This window comes from Streptomyces sp. NPDC028711 (genome assembly GCF_055565415.1).
In genome coordinates this window covers 26,533-42,509 of sequence record NZ_JBVHUJ010000011.1, presented here as the reverse complement: position 1 = coordinate 42,509, position 15,977 = coordinate 26,533, and the positions used below count along the sequence as shown (strand labels likewise).

14 protein-coding genes and 4 pseudogenes are annotated in these 15,977 nt (G+C 67.3%); 11 read left to right on the top strand and 7 right to left on the bottom strand.

Annotated features, from left to right (window positions below):
* Positions 1–72: 72 nt before the first annotated feature.
* The 5 genes from ACZ4VK_RS28790 (at position 73) to ACZ4VK_RS28770 (ending at position 4,152) form a co-directional block, all read left to right on the top strand.
* The gene (locus ACZ4VK_RS28790; RefSeq protein WP_468358138.1) at positions 73–1,008 is read left to right on the top strand and encodes a LysR family transcriptional regulator; all 936 of its coding nucleotides are present in this window, start codon (positions 73–75) and stop codon (positions 1,006–1,008) included.
* 194 nt (positions 1,009–1,202) lie between these two features.
* Entirely contained in the window at positions 1,203–1,886 is a 684-nt protein-coding gene (locus ACZ4VK_RS28785) for an esterase/lipase family protein (protein ID WP_468358135.1), read from the top strand.
* 191 nt (positions 1,887–2,077) lie between these two features.
* The gene (locus tag ACZ4VK_RS28780; RefSeq protein ID WP_468358132.1) at positions 2,078–2,620 is read left to right on the top strand and encodes a GNAT family N-acetyltransferase; all 543 of its coding nucleotides are present in this window, start codon (positions 2,078–2,080) and stop codon (positions 2,618–2,620) included.
* A 171-nt stretch (positions 2,621–2,791) separates the two neighbouring features.
* On the top strand, positions 2,792–3,238 hold the full coding sequence (locus ACZ4VK_RS28775; RefSeq protein WP_468358129.1) for a hypothetical protein: 447 nt from the start codon (positions 2,792–2,794) through the stop codon (positions 3,236–3,238).
* 338 nt (positions 3,239–3,576) lie between these two features.
* Positions 3,577–4,152: a hypothetical protein gene (locus tag ACZ4VK_RS28770; RefSeq protein WP_468358126.1), complete on the top strand. Its 576-nt coding sequence runs from the start codon at positions 3,577–3,579 to the stop codon at positions 4,150–4,152.
* A 375-nt stretch (positions 4,153–4,527) separates the two neighbouring features.
* On the opposite strand, the pseudogene ACZ4VK_RS28765 reads toward ACZ4VK_RS28770, so the two are convergent.
* Positions 4,528–5,475, bottom strand: a pseudogene (locus ACZ4VK_RS28765) (phytoene/squalene synthase family protein); the annotation flags it as partial.
* A 504-nt stretch (positions 5,476–5,979) separates the two neighbouring features.
* On the opposite strand from ACZ4VK_RS28765, the pseudogene ACZ4VK_RS28760 reads away from it, so the two are divergent.
* Positions 5,980–6,241 (top strand): annotated as a pseudogene (locus ACZ4VK_RS28760) (IS5/IS1182 family transposase); the annotation flags it as partial.
* Between the two features lie 16 nt (positions 6,242–6,257).
* Here the strand turns inward: ACZ4VK_RS28760 and ACZ4VK_RS28755 are convergent.
* Both ACZ4VK_RS28755 and ACZ4VK_RS28750 read right to left on the bottom strand, forming a co-directional pair.
* On the bottom strand, positions 6,258–6,821 hold the full coding sequence (locus ACZ4VK_RS28755; protein ID WP_468358123.1) for a hypothetical protein: 564 nt from the start codon (positions 6,819–6,821) through the stop codon (positions 6,258–6,260).
* A complete protein-coding gene (locus ACZ4VK_RS28750; protein WP_468358120.1) occupies positions 6,818–7,081 on the bottom strand; it encodes a hypothetical protein in 264 nt (87 codons plus the stop codon). Before ACZ4VK_RS28750 ends, ACZ4VK_RS28755 begins: the two co-directional genes overlap by 4 nt.
* 349 nt (positions 7,082–7,430) lie before the next feature.
* On the opposite strand from ACZ4VK_RS28750, the pseudogene ACZ4VK_RS28745 reads away from it, so the two are divergent.
* Positions 7,431–7,688, top strand: a pseudogene (locus tag ACZ4VK_RS28745) (IS5 family transposase); the annotation flags it as partial.
* Here ACZ4VK_RS28745 and ACZ4VK_RS28740 read toward each other — a convergent pair.
* Both ACZ4VK_RS28740 and ACZ4VK_RS28735 read right to left on the bottom strand, forming a co-directional pair.
* Positions 7,683–8,015 carry a hypothetical protein gene (locus ACZ4VK_RS28740; RefSeq protein WP_468358117.1) on the bottom strand — a complete coding sequence of 111 codons (333 nt, stop codon included), beginning with the start codon at positions 8,013–8,015 and terminating at the stop codon, positions 7,683–7,685. The pseudogene ACZ4VK_RS28745 and the gene ACZ4VK_RS28740 sit on opposite strands and share 6 nt — an antisense overlap.
* A 201-nt stretch (positions 8,016–8,216) precedes the next feature.
* Positions 8,217–9,034 (bottom strand): IS5 family transposase gene (locus ACZ4VK_RS28735; protein ID WP_468358114.1). Its coding sequence is split into 2 segments (ribosomal slippage): positions 8,217–8,692 and positions 8,692–9,034, totalling 819 coding nucleotides; the frame shifts between segments, so codons are not numbered across the junction.
* A 115-nt stretch (positions 9,035–9,149) separates the two neighbouring features.
* On the opposite strand from ACZ4VK_RS28735, the gene ACZ4VK_RS28730 reads away from it, so the two are divergent.
* From ACZ4VK_RS28730 to ACZ4VK_RS28720, 3 genes and pseudogenes are all read left to right on the top strand, one after another.
* On the top strand, positions 9,150–10,052 hold the full coding sequence (locus ACZ4VK_RS28730) for a UvrD-helicase domain-containing protein (protein ID WP_468358111.1): 903 nt from the start codon (positions 9,150–9,152) through the stop codon (positions 10,050–10,052).
* 14 nt (positions 10,053–10,066) lie between these two features.
* Complete coding sequence (locus ACZ4VK_RS28725; protein ID WP_468358108.1) at positions 10,067–10,669, top strand: 3'-5' exonuclease; 603 nt, start codon at positions 10,067–10,069, stop codon at positions 10,667–10,669.
* Positions 10,670–10,717: 48 nt separating this feature from the next.
* Positions 10,718–10,903, top strand: a pseudogene (locus tag ACZ4VK_RS28720) (ISL3 family transposase); the annotation flags it as partial.
* Positions 10,904–11,131: 228 nt separating this feature from the next.
* On the opposite strand, the gene ACZ4VK_RS28715 reads toward ACZ4VK_RS28720, so the two are convergent.
* On the bottom strand, positions 11,132–11,722 hold the full coding sequence (locus ACZ4VK_RS28715) for a hypothetical protein (RefSeq protein WP_468358105.1): 591 nt from the start codon (positions 11,720–11,722) through the stop codon (positions 11,132–11,134).
* A 92-nt stretch (positions 11,723–11,814) separates the two neighbouring features.
* Here ACZ4VK_RS28715 and ACZ4VK_RS28710 point away from each other — a divergent pair, with 92 nt between their 5' ends.
* A complete protein-coding gene (locus tag ACZ4VK_RS28710) occupies positions 11,815–12,585 on the top strand; it encodes a transposase (protein WP_468358102.1) in 771 nt (256 codons plus the stop codon).
* Positions 12,586–12,648: 63 nt separating this feature from the next.
* Here the strand turns inward: ACZ4VK_RS28710 and ACZ4VK_RS28705 are convergent, their stop codons facing one another.
* A complete protein-coding gene (locus tag ACZ4VK_RS28705) occupies positions 12,649–15,894 on the bottom strand; it encodes a DNRLRE domain-containing protein (protein WP_468358099.1) in 3,246 nt (1,081 codons plus the stop codon).
* Positions 15,895–15,977: the final 83 nt, after the last annotated feature.

Below are 15,977 nucleotides of genomic sequence, written 5' to 3'. Positions count from 1 at the left end.
ACCAAACCCGGAGATCAAACAACCGAAAAGCGCCCCAGCCACAACCCACCGTTGTGCCACTACCATGCCGACATGGACCTCCACACCGTCCGGACCTTCGTGGCCGCAGCAGACGCGGGGCAGTTCCAGGAGGCCGCCGCAGAGCTGTCGATCACCCAGCAGGCCGTCTCCAAACGGATCGCCGTCCTGGAACGCGACCTCGGCGTACGGCTGTTCACCCGTACCGCGCGCGGATCCGAGCTCACCATCGACGGGCAGGCGTTCCTGCCCCACGCACGCGAGCTGCTGCGCGTCGCCGAGCGCGCGGTCGCGTCCATCAGCGCGGGCCACCGCCCGCTGCGCGTCGACGTCATCGCCCTGCGCAGCGCGCAGTCAGGCCTGATGCGCGGCTTCCACCGCGCGCATCCGGACATCGACCTCGACGTGATGACGCTGTTCGGCATCGAAACGGCCGTCGCCGCCATCCGCTCGGGTGCGATCGACGCGTCCTTCCGCGCCGTCGCCGCCCCCGGCCGGCCCCTCCCCGAGGACATCGACTCCGTCCGGGTGCTCGATGAACCCCTCCAGCTCCTCACCGGCCCCGACCACGCGCTGGCCGGCGCCCGCTCGGTGACCCTCGCCCAGCTCGCCGGGCACCGGATCTGGATGCCCGGCCTCGTCCCCGGCACCGAGTGGGCCGCCTACTACGACGACCTCGTCGCCGCGTTCGGACTCACCATCGAGGCGACCGGCCCCAACTTCGGCTCCGACGCGCTCCTCGACACCATCGCCGACACCCCGGCCCTCGCGACCTTCATGGGCGGGCAGACCCGCCTCGTCTGGCCCGCCGACCACGGCCTGCGCCGCATCCCGGTGACCGATCCGACGCCCGTCTACCCGCACGCACTCCTCTGGCACCGCGACAACCCCCACCCCGCACTGGCCACCCTCAAGGCCCACCTGACCGCCACGAAGACGGACGACGAGACCACCGACACCTGGACGCCGAGCTGGGTGATTCCCCGCTGAACGACGGGCCGCCCGGAAGCGGGGAGCCCAGCCGCCTCCTCGCGCGCCCCGGCATAGGCCGGTAGAGGGGCCGCTGGCCGGTGCCGCCGGCGCCCGGTGCTGTCACGTTTCTGCGGTGAATCCCTGCCCCCGAGAGGGTGAGAGGACAGGTGACCGCCCGTACTCCGGCGGGCCGGCACGCTACAAAACCGAGCGTGACCAGCAACCTGCTACGGAGCGTGCCGACGCTCCTCCTCGCCGCCGTACCCCTTCTCCCCCTCCCCGCGTCCGCAGCCGTCGCCCCCAAGGCCGAGGCACGCCCCGACCCCGTCGTCTTCGTCCACGGCTGGAACTCGGACGGTTCCACCTGGCAGTCCATGGCCAAGCGATTCCGGGCGGACGGCTGGCCGGCCGACCACCTCGATCAGTGGACCTACGACGCCACACAGTCCAACGCCACGACCGCCGCGCAGCTCGCCGACGAGATCAAGCGCGTCCTGAACCTCACGGGCGCCTCCAAGGTGGACATCGTCACCCACTCGATGGGCGCCTTGTCCTCCCGCTACTACCTCAAGAACCTCGGCGGCGCCTCCAAGGTCGACGCCTGGGTCTCCCTCGGAGGACCCAACCACGGCACCGCCACGGCGCACTGGTGCGGCGGAGCCCCGTGTGTCGAGATGCGACCGGGATCCGACTTCCTGAACACCCTCAACTCCGGCGACGAAACCCCCGGCTCCCCCCGCTACGCCACCTGGCGCTCACCCTGCGACATCGTGATCAGCCCCAAGAACAGCGTCGCCCTCGCCGGCGCACTCAACACCACCACGGCCTGCCTGGGCCACAGCGAACTGCACGCCGACCCGACGGTCTACACAGAGGTCAAGAAGCACGTGAGCTAGCCAAAATCAGGAGCCACTCCGACAGCCGCCCTCCACCCGCCCCAGCACGGAGGCGGGTGGAGAGGGGAAAACGAGGCCCGCACCGGCGGCGCGTCGACCACCGACAGCACGCACGACAGGGAACGACGGGGGGCCGATCCTCCGGACTTATTGGTTTGCCGTCGCCGAGTACGGTCGGATAGAAAGCCTGCATGCTCAAAGGCGAAAAGGTCGGGCTCAGGGCCCGGCACGAGGACGACATCCCGGTCCTACGGGCCGAGCTCTACGACGACGTGGCCAACTCCGCACGAGCCGAAGGCGGTCCGTGGCGGCCGATCACCCCCGGTTCGAAGGACCCGCGGCTGGTGGTGGACGACAAGGAGCAGGGACACGTCCCGTTCTCCGTGGTGGAGCTGGAGGGCGGCACGCTGGTCGGCACCGCGACGCTGTGGGGCATCGACAACCACAACCGCTCCGCGCACATCGGCCTGGGCCTGCTACCCGCCTCGCGCGGCAAGGGCTACGGCACGGACGTGGTCGCGGCGCTGTGCCACTACGGATTCATCGTGCGCGGCCTGCAGCGGCTGCAGATCGAGACGCTCTCGGACAACACCGCGATGCTGCGCTCCGCCGAGCACAACGGCTTCGTCCGTGAGGGCGTACTGCGCTCCTCGGCGTGGGTGATGGGCGAGTTCCTGGACGAGGTCCTGCTAGGACTCCTCGCCCAGGACTGGAAGCCGGACGTGAAGGGCTAGAGAGCACCTCTCCGTCCATCGGAGGTTGGGACGAATACCGGTGCGCCCGCAGGGCGCTGACCCACTGTCAGGTTTTCGTCAGGGTTTGTGTAGGCGTGCGGACCGGTTGGTTTCTCTGGTGCCATTGACGTGGGCAGCGGTGGCCATGTCCCGAGTTTCACCGACTGGTGGGTGTACGACGCAACGGTGCGCAGGCCGACGGCGACGACGATGCGGGGCAGGTGCGCATGCGGATGGCGCGGCGAGCGCACCTTCCCGATCGACTGGCAGCAGGGCGACCGCGACGACCTCGACGCCTACGACACCTCCGGGCCCGAGCGGGACTGGGAGACCCACGTGGACGGGGTCGCCGCAATCGCGGTGCCGCTGCCCGAGGACCTGGCCGGTCTGCTGCGGCAGTTGTACGAGCGCCTGGACCAGCTCGTCGACGACGATCCGCTCACCGTGGTGAAAGCGGCCGGTGAGCTGGAGGCGACCGTCGCGGTCTTCGGCCCCCTCGCCATCAGGATTGTCCCCAGCAGCGGACAGCTCCCTCTCGCTCAGGTCGCCGAAGTCCTCGGCATGACCGAGCAGGCCGCCGCCTCCCGCCTGCGGTACTACGAGTACATGGACCTGTGACCCCGCGCCGCGTGGTGTACGAGCCGTGCGGGCGAGGGCGGCCCAGCGTCCGTCCGACGGCGAAGTCGCGTGAGCGTCAGGATGCGTGACGAAGTTGTCGGCGGCCAGATTCCAGCGGAGCTTGGTGCCGCCCCATTCCGAGATGGAGTGGCAGTGCTCTGGTCAGCTGGATCGGCGCCCCACCAACAGCCAGAGTCCCATCGAGGCGAGGGTGACGGTGCCACCCCGTCATGGTCAGGATTTAATCAGACGCCCATAACACGGTGCTGACCAGCAGCTTTCCGATGGTGGAATGGGCTCAGTGACGTGCTGTCGGTGGCTGCTCCTACTGTTGCCTCATGGGGAACTACTTTCAGACCGTCGTTGACCTCGACGCCACGCATGCGGACGCGCGCACCCTGGCAGACAGCGGACTCAACTGGCTGGTCAGGGAGGGGATAGTTCGGGCCGAGCTCACCGACTGTGTTCTCGGGGCGCCGTCGGGGCATCCGCCTGGTCCCTCCTGGGCCAAGGCGGTCAGTCGGGAGGACTGGGAGCCCAGCGACGGACTCAGGATCGAGACCGGCCGCACCGTATTCGACTGCGGTCAGGGCGAACCCAGGTTCGCGGTGTGCCCCCATTGTGCCGGGCGGGCGGATTTCTACACCGACCGGCTGGAGGAGATCGAGGGGGCGTGGGAATCCTTCGGTGAGGCCATCAACGCCTGGAGCGACACAGGCAGCGCGGCAGTCGCCTGCCCGCACTGTCGGTGCTCTGTTGACCTGACTGCGTGGACCTGGTCGGATGATTACTTCGCCTTCGGGTACCTCGGTTTCGAGTTCTGGGACTGGCCCGACTTCAGTCCCCGGTTCCTCGAAGGTCTCTCCCGCGCGCTCGGGGGGCATCGCACGGTTCTCATGGAAGGCAAACTCTGAGGGAGCCGGAGTTCGTACGTCCTCCCCCGCTCGACCCGGGGATGCCCGGAGCACGGCGAACAGGCCGCGATGCGTTGGCGGGCGAGGCGGAGGAGGGCCTGGGTGTGGGCGCAGCCCCGCCGTGCTGCTAGCCGAATCCCCGCCTTGGGCTGGCGGACCGATCAGGCCACCGTGGTGCACGTGCGCCTGCAGCAGCCGTCCCTGGCTTGCCACCGTTGCGGATGGGGAGGCGGTGGTGGCGACTTCGCAGCGTCTACGACTTTTCGCACGGGCGGCGATGACGCGGGCGACGCACGTGAGGGTGAGCGCAGCACGGCGGTGTCGGGGCACTCGGGTGCGGTGGTGGAGGACGTCGTAGCCGTTCTTGGTGATCTCTTCACGGATGGCCACGTAGTGGGCCAGAGGGGCGCGGAGCGCGGGCCGCACCTGCGGGGCCAGGACTGCGATGCCGGTGGTGGCGTCCCGGTGGGCGGTGTTCGCCAGGCCGGCGAACGACTTCATGGCTGCTGTGATCCGTGGGGCACTGTTGCCGGTGCGACGGCTCCATTCCAGCAGGGAGCGGTCGACGCCGTGCGCCTGGAGGAGATCCTGCCGCAGGTAGAGGCGGCCGCGGTCGAGGTCTTCGCCGACGTCGCGCAGGATGTTGGTCAGCTGCAAGGCCAGGGCGAAGGCGATCGCGTGCGGAGCGGCTTCCTGCTGGGAGACGAGCGTTCCCAGGACCGGCGCGGTCATCAGGCCGGGGGCAGCGGCGCAGCCGTGGCAGTACGTTTGCAAGGCTTCGTAGTCGGGGTACTCAGTCGCAGCCAGATCTGCGCGCATGGCGTTCATGACGTCGTCCATGTGCCGTAGATCCACGCTGTACCGGGCCACCGTATGGGCCAGGGCACGCAGCAGTGGTGTGGCGTAGTCCTTGCCGCGCAGCGCCGAATCGAGTTGCTGCTGGAGTGTGTCCAGGGCTGCCTCACGCTCGACGGTGTCCGGGAGCGGGCCGGGATCGTCAACGATCGCGTCGGCCACGTGTGCGAAGCAGTAGAGGCGTGGACAGCAGGGCGACAGTGAGGCGGGAGGAGACGGGTGGCCAGCAGGAACGAGCTTGCGGTGCGCGAGTTCAGGCGCAGGCAGTCGGTGTAGGCGTCCCGCAGCGCGGGTTCGGTGATTCCGGCTGCGTCCAGGGCGCGGCGGTTCATGTCGCGGGCTCCGACGCCTGGGGGGAGGGGAGGCGGCGCAGGTGCTGGTCGCCGGTCGCGGGCGGCTTCGGGTAGGACCGTGTGCGGAGCCGGTGAAAACGACGGCCAGTACCGTCTGCTCACCGCGTTCCGACATCAGGGGCTGGCGACCGCCTTCCACGTCGAGCGTCGCCAGCCGAGTGTGGTGCCCAGCCCCGCCGGCCACTCCCGCCACACGGCCATAGCGTCCGGGCCGCGGCAGGCGAGAACTTCGGTCATCTCCTTCAACGTAGACGCCGACTGCGCGACCTCATCACCCCAGAGATCGCCCACGAAACCGACCAGACCGCACATCGTCGCGACTCTCCCGCATCGGCCCCCCGGGGGCCGCAGTGCACCATCCAGGCCCCAGCCGCAATGCCGGTTTGACGGGCCCCGATGATCGCCCCCGTTGAACCGATCTCACCATCGAAACGATCAGGCAGAGGCAAAGTCACCGGGTCTACCGCCCCTGCCCGCCCGAGGTCTGGCGGGGCGGGTGGCGAGTGCGGGGTGTCGTGCGGCTCTGGAAGGGGCAGGATCGATCGCGGCTCCGCGACGTCGCGGAGCCGGAAGCATTGACGGAAGGCGGCCGGCATGGCATACAGCAACGGCCGCCGTCCGCAAGTACCTGCGACGGCGGGGCATCCGCCACACCATCCCAGAGAAGAGTGACAGCCAGGCCGCCCCGCCTGCGCAAGGGCTCACGCGGTGGACGGCCACCCGGTTTCGACAAGGACCGCTACAAGAAGCGCAACACCGTTGAGCGGGCGATCAACCGCCTGAAGCAGTTCCGGGCGGTCGCCACTCGCTACGACAAGCGCGGCTACGTCTTCCTCGGCACCGCCACAGCGGCAGCCCTTGCTTTCTGGCTTCGTATGTGATCAGTCGGACAAATTCCTAGTGCTTGTCGAGCCAGCGGCGTGCCGCGATGCTCAGCGGCGGCTCGTCCGGCTCGCCCATGTCGTCCATCGTGCCGTCCGTCAGTGCCTCGGCCCACCGGCGGAGAACCTGCGAACGATGCGGCGCCTTCAGCACGGAGGTGCTGATCGCGTGCTCCCACGTCGTTGCGAAGCACAGCACGTTCCCGTCGAGCGAGAGCATGCGGAACTCGGGGCGGCAGGGTGCGCTGCCGAGCAGTCCGGCAGCACCCTTGCCCATGAGGTCCCACTCGCTCTGCAACTCGACGCAGTGCCACCGTGCGAGGCGGTTCTCGTCGGGCTGGAGCGCGAGCAGGAACCTGCGGTCGGTCTCGGAGAAGAGCCCTCCTTCGACCGACAGCCGGTACCAGTCGGCGTTCGCTTTCTCGTGCAGCTTCGGCTCGAGTGCGTCCAGCATGGCCTCGACGCGCCCTTCCTCGGAAGGACAGCTCGGTGCCTGCCCGGTGACGACGGGGGGAATGAGCCCTTCGGGCTCGGTCCACCCATCCACGATCCGCAGGCCCGCCACAGCGAGAGACTTCATAAACCCATCATGCCGTCTCCGTTGATCAGCACGCGGGGCAGGGCGGTGCTTGGGTTCGCGCCTGGGTCGTTGCCGCCCGTTACGGCAGACGCAGCCATGCGTTCCTCGGCACCGCCATCGCAGCGATTGCGGTCATCCCGCTCCGCACATGATCGGCCGGACAAGACCTGGCGGGCGGCGATGCCCTTGAAGCCGGAGCCGAGCCCGCGCCGCTTGCCGCGTGATGTGGCACCGGTCCGGGCGGTGAGGGCGGCGACCACCGCCTGGGCGGCTGGGGGGTAAGTCCGGCGCTCACCTGCCCGGAGGTAAGGACCCGTGCGTACGCGCCGGTGCCGTGCGCGCGAAGAGCGTCGGCGAGGGCGGCGGCCGCAGTCTCCGCCGGCCCGGCTCCTCAGCCGATATCGTCCCCCTGCTGCGCCTGCCGCGGGAGGGCATCGCGTCGGCTGAGGAGCACAGCCAGGGCCTGCGCCTCGGGAGCGTCCAGCGTCACGGTGACCAGTACGGCCCCGAGCTGGTGAACGCGATTGCGGACCAGGCCATGAGCGGCGAGCGCCTGGCGCAGCGCCGCACGTGTCCCGGCCGTAGCTCTGCCGCCGACGGACTCACTGGAACCGGGCCTATCTGCGCCGCCGGGGGATTCGCTGCACCATTCCGGACAAGGCCGACCAGGCGCGCAACCGCCGGAAGCTCGGTTCCCGCGGCGGCCGGCCACCGTGCTTCGACCCGGTCGACTACGGCGAGCGTCACGCGGTCGAGTGCGGGATCAACCGCCTCAAGAGACACCGCGCCGTCGCCACCCGGTACGACAAACTCGCCGTCCGCTACGACGCGACCGTGCTGGTCGCAGCGATCAACGAATGGCTATGACCCTGTCTCGCGCGTCATCACGTACGTGTTCCCGATGTCGGGATCACCGTAGAAGAAGAACAGCTTCAACTCATCGTGCTGATCACGGTCCACGTAGAAGTACCACGAGTACGTCGATGGGGGCTCCGGAGCCGAGGCATCAGTCGCCGTTACGGGAAAACGCCTCTCGACTCGTGTCCGGGCTGTCAGCACAAGCTGGACGACCTGTCCGCCATCGTCGTCGGTCAGTTGCCAGGTTCCCGTACCGGAGAGACGCCAGCCGTCCTCGAAGTCAAAGTCCTTCCCGTCCAGCTTCTCGAGAAGGGCTGTTCCGTCTCCACGAAGCACTACGCGGGTTCCCTCGACGTTTCCCAGCCCCCAGCGACTTCGGCCGCCGTGGCGTCGTGGAGCCCCGTTCCCTCGTAGTACTGATAGGGACCCGCGCACGCAGTCAGAACGGTCAACATCACCATCAAGCCGCCAAGGACTGCCACCCGCGCACGCAGCCTGCTTCCACCCGCCATCAGGCCCTCCCGCCGAGACCGTGTCCTATGTGGTGAGGCGGAGAAGCCGTTTATAGCAGCAGATGGCTGCGGCGAGGCCGAGGAAGGCCAGGTAGTTGCGTGGATGGCGCTCGTAGCGGTGGTTGAGGCGGCGGTAGCCGGTCAGCCAGGACATGGTCCGCTCGATGACCCATCTGCGGCGTCCGAGACGTTCTGATGACTCGATGCCCTTGCGGGCGATACGCACGCCAATGCGCTTGCCGCGGAGCCATTTCCGCAGTTCAGGCATCTCGTCGGCCTTGTCGGCGTGCAGGCGCTGGGGCTTGAAGTGACGGCCGCGGTGGGGGTCGTGTCTCGTTGGGTGACCGAGCACCATGGGCTTCAGGGCCTGGCTGTCATGGACGTTGGCCGCGGTGACACCGACGACGAGTGGCAGTCCGTTCGCGTCCGACAGGATGTGCATCTTGGAACCCGGCTTGCCCCGGTCCACAGGGCTCGGACCGGTGAGTTCGCCCCCTTTTTCGCCCTCACGTGGGCGGAGTCGAGGACCGCTCGGGACAGGTCGAGCAGGCCGGCGTCGTCGAGGCGGTGCAGGATCTCCTCATGCAGCCGGCCCCACACCCCGGCACGGGACCAGATCAGGAACCGGCGATGGGCTGTCGACTTCGATATCCCGAAGCACGGCGGCAGGGCTCGCCAGGCGCACCCGGAGACCAGTACGTAGATGATCGCGGTGAACAGTGTCTCATCAGGCGTGTCCGGCGTCCCGCCGCCCTGCGGCCGCACCCGTGAGGGTGGGATCAGCGGCTTCGCGATCTCCCACAGCCCGTCCGGAACAATCCAACTCCACGTACCCCGCCCCATGACGACCTCAACGACCGCCTCACCACATAGGACACGGTCTAAGCCCGCCACGGCCAGCCACTGGCACCGAGCTCCAGCCCAACCGTTTCCATCGTCCGATCCGGAGCAGACCCCGTTGTTCACCCCCACCGACGAACAGACCCGAGCGGCCGACCGCTTCCACGCCGGCGACCACATGGTCCTCCAAGCCGGCGCCGGCACAGGCAAGACCTCAACCCTGGCCCTGCTCGCCCAAAGCACCAGCCGCCGCGGCCGCTACATCGCCTACAACCGCGCCATCGCCCGCGACGCCGCCACCCGATTCCCCAGCACAGTCACCTGCAAGACCGCCCACGCCCTCGCCTACGCGGCCATCGGCCACCGCTACGCACGCCGCATCGACGCACCTCGCCGCCCCGCATGGAGAACCGGGCAGGACCTCGGGATCACCAAGCCCGTCCGCATCGAAGGCCACACCCTCATGCCGACCACCTTGTCCAACACGGTGCTGAAGGCTGTGACCCGCTTCTGCCACTCCGCCGACCCAGAGATCACCGAACATCACGTCCTGCCCCTGCGCGGCCTCGACAGCCCCAACGCCTGCAGTCAGCTTGCCGCCTTCGCCCTGCCGTATGCCCGCAAGGCGTGGGAGGACCTCCAGCGCAAGGACGACGGCGTCGTCCGCTTCGACCCCGACCACTTCCTCAAGATCTGGTCCCTCACCAACCCCAGAATCCCCGCCGACTTCCTCCTCCTCGACGAAGCACAGGACACCAACCCCGTCGTCGAGCACATCTTCAACAGCCAGCGCGACCACGCCCAGCTCGTCCTCGTCGGAGACTCAGCACAGGCCATCTATCACTGGCGCGGCGCCAAAGACGTTATGGCCGGCTTCGACGGCATCCACCTCACCCTCTCCCGCTCCTTCCGCTTCGGCCCCCTGCTGGCCAGGGAAGCAAACCGCTGGCTCACCAGGCGCCCAGGCGCCCAGGCGCCCAGGCGCCCAGGCGCCCAGGCGCCCAGGCGCCCATCCGCCTGACCGGCACCGACGCCATGCCTACCGAACTCGGCCCGCTCAGCCACCCCGACGCCATCCTGTGCCGGACCAGCGTCGGCGCCATGAAGCACGTCATGAGCCTTCTCGCAGCCGGTATTCAAGTCGCCCTCGTCGGCGGCGGAGACAGTCTGCGGGCCCTCGCCCTGGCCGCCCGCGACCTCAAAGACGGACGCCGCACCAGCCACCCCGAACTTGTCCTCTTCCCCACCTGGGAAACCGTCCAGGATTACGCCGCCCATGACCCCTCCGGACGCGACCTCCAGCCCCTGGTCGACCTCGTCGACCCCCACGGAACCGACGCCATCCTTGCTGCGGTCAGCCGTCTCACCAGGGAAGAGCATGCCCAGGTCGTCATCTCCACTGCCCATAAGGCCAAAGGCCGCGAATGGGCACGCGTACAAGTCGCCGACGACTTCACCCCGCCCAAGGACACCGACCAACAGGACAGCCAAGGACAACCCATCCCAGGACCCATCGACGACGCCGAAGCCCGCCTTGCCTACGTCGCCGTCACCCGCGCCCGCACTCACCTCGACATCGGCGGACTTGCCTGGATCGACACACACCCCGACGGGCAAGCCCTCCCGCAAGATGCGTGACCGCGAGCGTGCCGCCACCACCGATGCCGGGGTGCCCCGAGCCCGGGTCTGCCACGCCTGCACGTCTTCATCTGTGGCCTCGAGCGAGACCGCAACGCTGTGATCGCCGCAGTCATACTCCCGTACTGCAACGGCCCAACTGGGGGCATCTACACCAAGACCGAGCGGCTCGCCCGCCAGATGCACGGACGAGCAGGCTTCACCCTCCTCCGCCACCGCATCCTCTTCGGATAACGCCGCCTTCCGTCACATCGGATGTGAGACAGAGCCGGACGATGGACAGTCCCGGACGTCGCTGCCGAGCTCCACAGCCGCCCATGCAAAGCGCTCGGCTGGGAAACCCCAGCCGAGCGCCTGTCTAAACTCCGTGCGGCTTGATCAACTCACCAGGTGTTGCAGTGATCTCTCGAATTAACTGAGTGCCCTAAAGCCCTTTTGCACTGCGTATTTATGGTGGTGTAGCTAAGGGCTGTCCCGCAAAGATCTTGGCTTCGAGTGCGGAGCAGCCTGAAGAGCTGGTGAGGTGTTCAGGGACCGGGCGTAATCGGCGAGTGCGCGGAAGTCGTTCTCCCGTAGGCCGATCCGCGGGTTGACGTGGTGGAGGAGCCCGGCACCTTGGTGATGGGTGGTCACGTACGTCTGGTCCAGCTCGCTCTGCTCGTCGTCCACCCAGGCGAACGGACGGCCGCCTGCGTAGTCCACCAGCGGTCGGGTCCTCCAGTGGACCCCATCAGGGCGTTCCCGGAGTAGGACGTCGCCGAAGTCCACGAAGGGGAGTTCTGGAAGGCCGAGGACTGGTGCGATCCACCGGTTGGCGTCGTCCATCCATGTGGTGGCCCAGCACAGCTCGAAGCCGAGATGGAGCAGGATTCGTCCGTGCTCTGGGTTGAGCCAGACTCGCAGGGGTCGTCGGGACGAGAGGCCTCTGTCGTCCTGATGGGCGCCGTTCCGGGGAACTCTGAGTGTGGTGTAGCCGTCGGGACGTCTCTCCGGCTTGGCCGCGTAAGGGTTGAGTGGCCCGTCCACGTCGAGGAACAGTAGTGGTCGGTTCATGATTTCCCCGGTCTTGCGCACTGTGGACTGCCCCGATCAGCGTAGTTGTGGGATTGTCTCGGCATTGGGCCGGCCTGAGTGATGATCACGATGTGGCGAGTGTGATCACGGCATCGGAGCCGTCCTGGATAACCCCGTTCGCGGGGCTGAGCCCGCGCTGCTTCCGCAAACTGCTGACCGCGCTGCGGCGCGAAGGGGCAGATATGGTCCACCGAGGCCGGCCGTGGAGTCTGCCGCTGGAGGACCGGGTGTTGCTGGTCACGGCCTACTGGCGCACCAATCTGACGTTGCGGCAACTTGCTCCGCTGTTCGGCGTCTCGAAGTCCACGGCCGGTCGGGTCATCAACCACCTCGGCCCCCTGCTCGCACTCCAGCCCCGTGAGCGGTTCGCCAAGGACACCGTGCTCATCGTGGACGGCACCCTGGTCCCCACCCGTGACCACACCGTCGCCGAGCGGTCGAAGAATTATCGGTACTCCACCAACCACCAAGTCGTCATCGACGCCGACACCCGCCTGGTCGTCGTGGTCGGCCGGCCGCTCGCCGGGAACCGCAACGACTGCAAGGCGTGGGAGGAGTCAGGCGCCAAGTCCGCCGTCGGCAAAACCACGACCATCGCCGACGGCGGCTACCCAGGCACCGGACTCGTCATCCCACACCGCCGCGAGCGCTTCCAGTCCGAACTGCCGGCCTGGAAAGAGGAACACAACAAGTCCCACAAGCAGGTCCGGGCCCGGGTCGAGCACGTCTTCGCCCGTATGAAGACCTGGAAGATCCTCCGCGACTGCCGCCTCAAGGGCGACGGTGTCCACCACGCAATGCTCGGCATCGCCCGGATGCACAACCTCGCCCTCGCCGGATAGGCAAGCGGGCTGCAAAGTGGCCGCCATGCCCGAGGCGGCTTCAAGATCTTTGCGGGACAGCCCTTAGCCGAGGGTGAGGAGGGTGGTCCATCCGGCTTCGCCGACGAGGCTAGAAGTGCCGTGGGTGCTGGGGCCTCCACGGTAGAAGCGGAGGGTGCCGTCGGCGAAGACGGCCCACAGGTCGGGGATAGCGTCGCCGTTGGCGCTGGGGGTCCCCTTGATCATGGGGATGCTGGCCTTGTTCCAGCCTCCGGTGCCGTAGACCTCGTCCTTCCCTGTGCCCGAGTTCACGGCGGCAGCGAGGCTGTTCAGGTCGACGCCCGAGCCGGCGGCCTTGCCATGACGCAGAAGGAGACCGCGTCCGGTTTCTTCGGTGCGGAAGAGGAGGTCGGCGACTTTGTCGCCGGTGATGTCGGCGACGCTGACGATGTCACGTGTGGTCCACGCACTGGCGGAGAGGAGACGCGCGCTTGTGAAACTGGCGCCGGTGTATCCGGTGAAGGCCCACAGCTGGTCGCCGGCGACAGCAAACATGTCGGGCAGGCCGTCTCCGGTGATGTCGTTGGTCATCGCGAGTTCGGTCATGGCCGCGGTGCTGGGTGAGCCGGGGGGCAGGAGGATGTCGAGACGCTCGTCGATGTTGAAGCTTCCGTACCCGTCACCGGGATAGAGATAGAGCTTGCCGTCAGGCATGCGAGCGATGATGTCATTGATGCCGTCGCCGGGGTACCAGTCGCCTGAATGGCTGATCAGCGCATGGCTGGTGGCTTCACCCCAGTAGCCGTCGTCGAGAGCTCCTGCGGCGTTGTAGCCGCCGGGCAGGTGAGTGCCGATGTCGCCGTCCGGCTCGGCGGGGTAGTTGCGCAGGTTCCCGGTGCCGTCGATGGCGAGGAGATCGGGCGTGCTGTCACCAGTGAGGTCTCCTGCGGGATCGAGAACCTTCCGAGGCGTGACGAAGAAGACGTACTTGGCCGGTTGGGACCGGTTTCCTGCCGCATCGACGGCCCAGGCGTAGAGAACGTTGACGCCTGCCGTCGGCGGGTTGAGAACCTTGCTCTTCGTGGAGCCATAGGTGGTGGTAATGGGCGGATTGATGGTGTGGTTATTGGTGTTGAGGCTGTACTCGTATCGAACCACGCTGGGGTCGACGACAGTCTTGGTCCCGCTCTCCAACTGTGTCCCGAAGGTGAAGGTACCGCCGGTTCCGAATTCGACAGTGCTCCACTGGTTCTTGTTGTCCCCCGGCGGGGGGAACTGCGTTGAGGAGATTACAGGGCTGCTCGGAGCGGACTGGTCGACAACGAACTGGCAGTAGGCCGTGGTTCCAGCGGGCCCCCAGAATGATACGGCGTTTTCCGTGTCGATGGTCTGTGCACTCCACGAGTACGTCTTGCCGTGGGCCAAGGAACCCCAGGGGACGGTTACGGAGATGGTTCCGTCACTGGCGGGCGGGTAGTTGGCGTCGACCACCGGGTCATCAAGGTAGCCCGTGGGCCACACCTTGAGGTGCACGTACTTGAGGTTGTTGTCGTAGTCGCGGCCCTTGACGCTGAAGCGGATGTCGGACTTTCCGACGGAGAAGAAGGGAGCGCTGGTGTCGCAGGTGCCACCCGGCGACATCGTCATCTCAGACTGCCTGGGCTCGTCTGGATTGTGGTTGTAGACCGTGTCGATGTAAGGAGAAGATTCCCCATTGGCCATGAACTTTTTCCACGCGGCTGTGTCCGACTCGTTCGCGGCGCGGATGCCGATCCCGATGCCAGACCATCCCTTGGTGGCAGCTTCCTGGGCAAGGGACTTGATGTCGACGCCGACCCACTTGTCGGGGCAGGTTACGGCCTTGTAGCCATGGCCGTTGGTCTGGTTTCCCACGAGCCGGCCCCAGCCAGGCTGCTTGTTCCAAGTACTGGTACTGGACACCAGACCGGAGACGTACAGGTTGTATTGACGAGCGGAACAACCCCAGGAGTACGTCTGAAGGATCCTGAGATAGGAGGTTTTGACGACAGCGTTACGCAACTTTACGGCGTCGTGCTCGAAGTTGAACACAGACCGTGACAGGCCACCGGTGGTGGACTCATAGCCTACGCGTGCTTCGTTGGTTCCGTCGTTGAAGTTCTGCCCATTGAGGAAGTTGGAAGACGGCGCCTTCTCGTACAGCAGAGTCCAGCTCCGCTTGCGCCCCTTGAAGGAGGGGTCGATGAAGACTGGATAGACGGTGTCGGGATCCTGCAGGAAGCGTGCCTGCACGGCCAGGTTGAGCACTCCAGCGCCGTCGAGCGACGCGCTGAGGGCGGACTCATGGCTGCCGGGCTGCGGTCCCGCGAGTCCAGGGAGCGCGAAAGCCGTCTTGGGGATCTCGGTGGAGGGGCTGTGTGAGGGCTCACCGACTGTGGCCATGACCGTGCCCGCGGAGTCCCACAGATAGGGGGTGGGGGCCACCGCCATCTCCCCGCCTTCCGCGTTCAGCGCGCTGACGACGTGAGAATCGGCATCGAGCTTGAAACTCAGGGTGGGCGAGGTCAGACGGTAGTCGAGCTCGGCCAGCAGGGGATCCTGGGCGGCCTGCGGAGTGTGCACGATCAGGACGTGCGAGTAGCCGCTGTCGCGTGCGGTCAGCAGCAAGTCGATCCCGGGGCGCACGTTTTCGTACAGGGCTCGGGGCCCGTCGACGACAGGGGCGGGCAGCGGGCCGGGCCAGCTGACGACGAGCTCGTGGCCCTCTACCGTAAGACGCACCAGCTCGTTCCATGCCGGGCCGTCATCTGACGCAGTACCGTCCGGGCCCAAGGGCGGGCGCTGCACCGTCCGTGAGGCACGCTGCTTGCCCGGGTCTGTGGTTCCGGGACTGAACAGCAACGGGTCGTTGACCGCCGCAGGAGCGTAGCCGCCCTTCACACGCTTGAGCCGGGTATCGATCTTTTTCCACTCACCGTCGACCTTGGCCCGGATGGTGTCACTGTGAGTACGCGTACGCATCAAGCCGTCAGGCTGCGCCCAGGTGGTGGAGTTGGCTGTGCGATCCGCCGTGACCTCGACGTCCTTGCCGGTCCGCCTGGCCTCTCGAGCTGCTTCCGCGGCAGTAAGCGGGCTCGGGCGTGACTCCTTCTTTGCTACGGGGGGAGTGTGCTCCACCTGGTCCTGGGTGGAGTGCACGGCGAGCGGCAGAACGACCGCCGCTGCCAAGACGGCAGCCAGCCCGGCCAAGCGACGCCGACGACGGGTCCAAACGGTTCGAGCGGTGATCCCCGTGGTCAATCCCGGAACAGGTGCCGGGCCGGACTTTTCCGGTGGCATCGAGGCGTCCATGAGTTTCCTTCCCCCGTGGGCGCCTGGAGGCTTGAGCTGCCCTCGGAAATTCCTGTGTGCGCACACGCGTGCCAGCAGAGCAT

Coding starts and splice junctions, on each gene's coding strand:
- ACZ4VK_RS28715 (WP_468358105.1), bottom strand. CDS start 11,722: ATGAACCGACCACTACTGTTCCTCGACGTGGACGGGCCACTCAACCCT.
- ACZ4VK_RS28770 (WP_468358126.1), top strand. CDS start 3,577: ATGGGGAACTACTTTCAGACCGTCGTTGACCTCGACGCCACGCATGCG.
- ACZ4VK_RS28725 (WP_468358108.1), top strand. CDS start 10,067: ATGCCTACCGAACTCGGCCCGCTCAGCCACCCCGACGCCATCCTGTGC.
- ACZ4VK_RS28705 (WP_468358099.1), bottom strand. CDS start 15,894: ATGGACGCCTCGATGCCACCGGAAAAGTCCGGCCCGGCACCTGTTCCG.
- ACZ4VK_RS28790 (WP_468358138.1), top strand. CDS start 73: ATGGACCTCCACACCGTCCGGACCTTCGTGGCCGCAGCAGACGCGGGG.
- ACZ4VK_RS28755 (WP_468358123.1), bottom strand. CDS start 6,821: ATGAAGTCTCTCGCTGTGGCGGGCCTGCGGATCGTGGATGGGTGGACC.
- ACZ4VK_RS28780 (WP_468358132.1), top strand. CDS start 2,078: ATGCTCAAAGGCGAAAAGGTCGGGCTCAGGGCCCGGCACGAGGACGAC.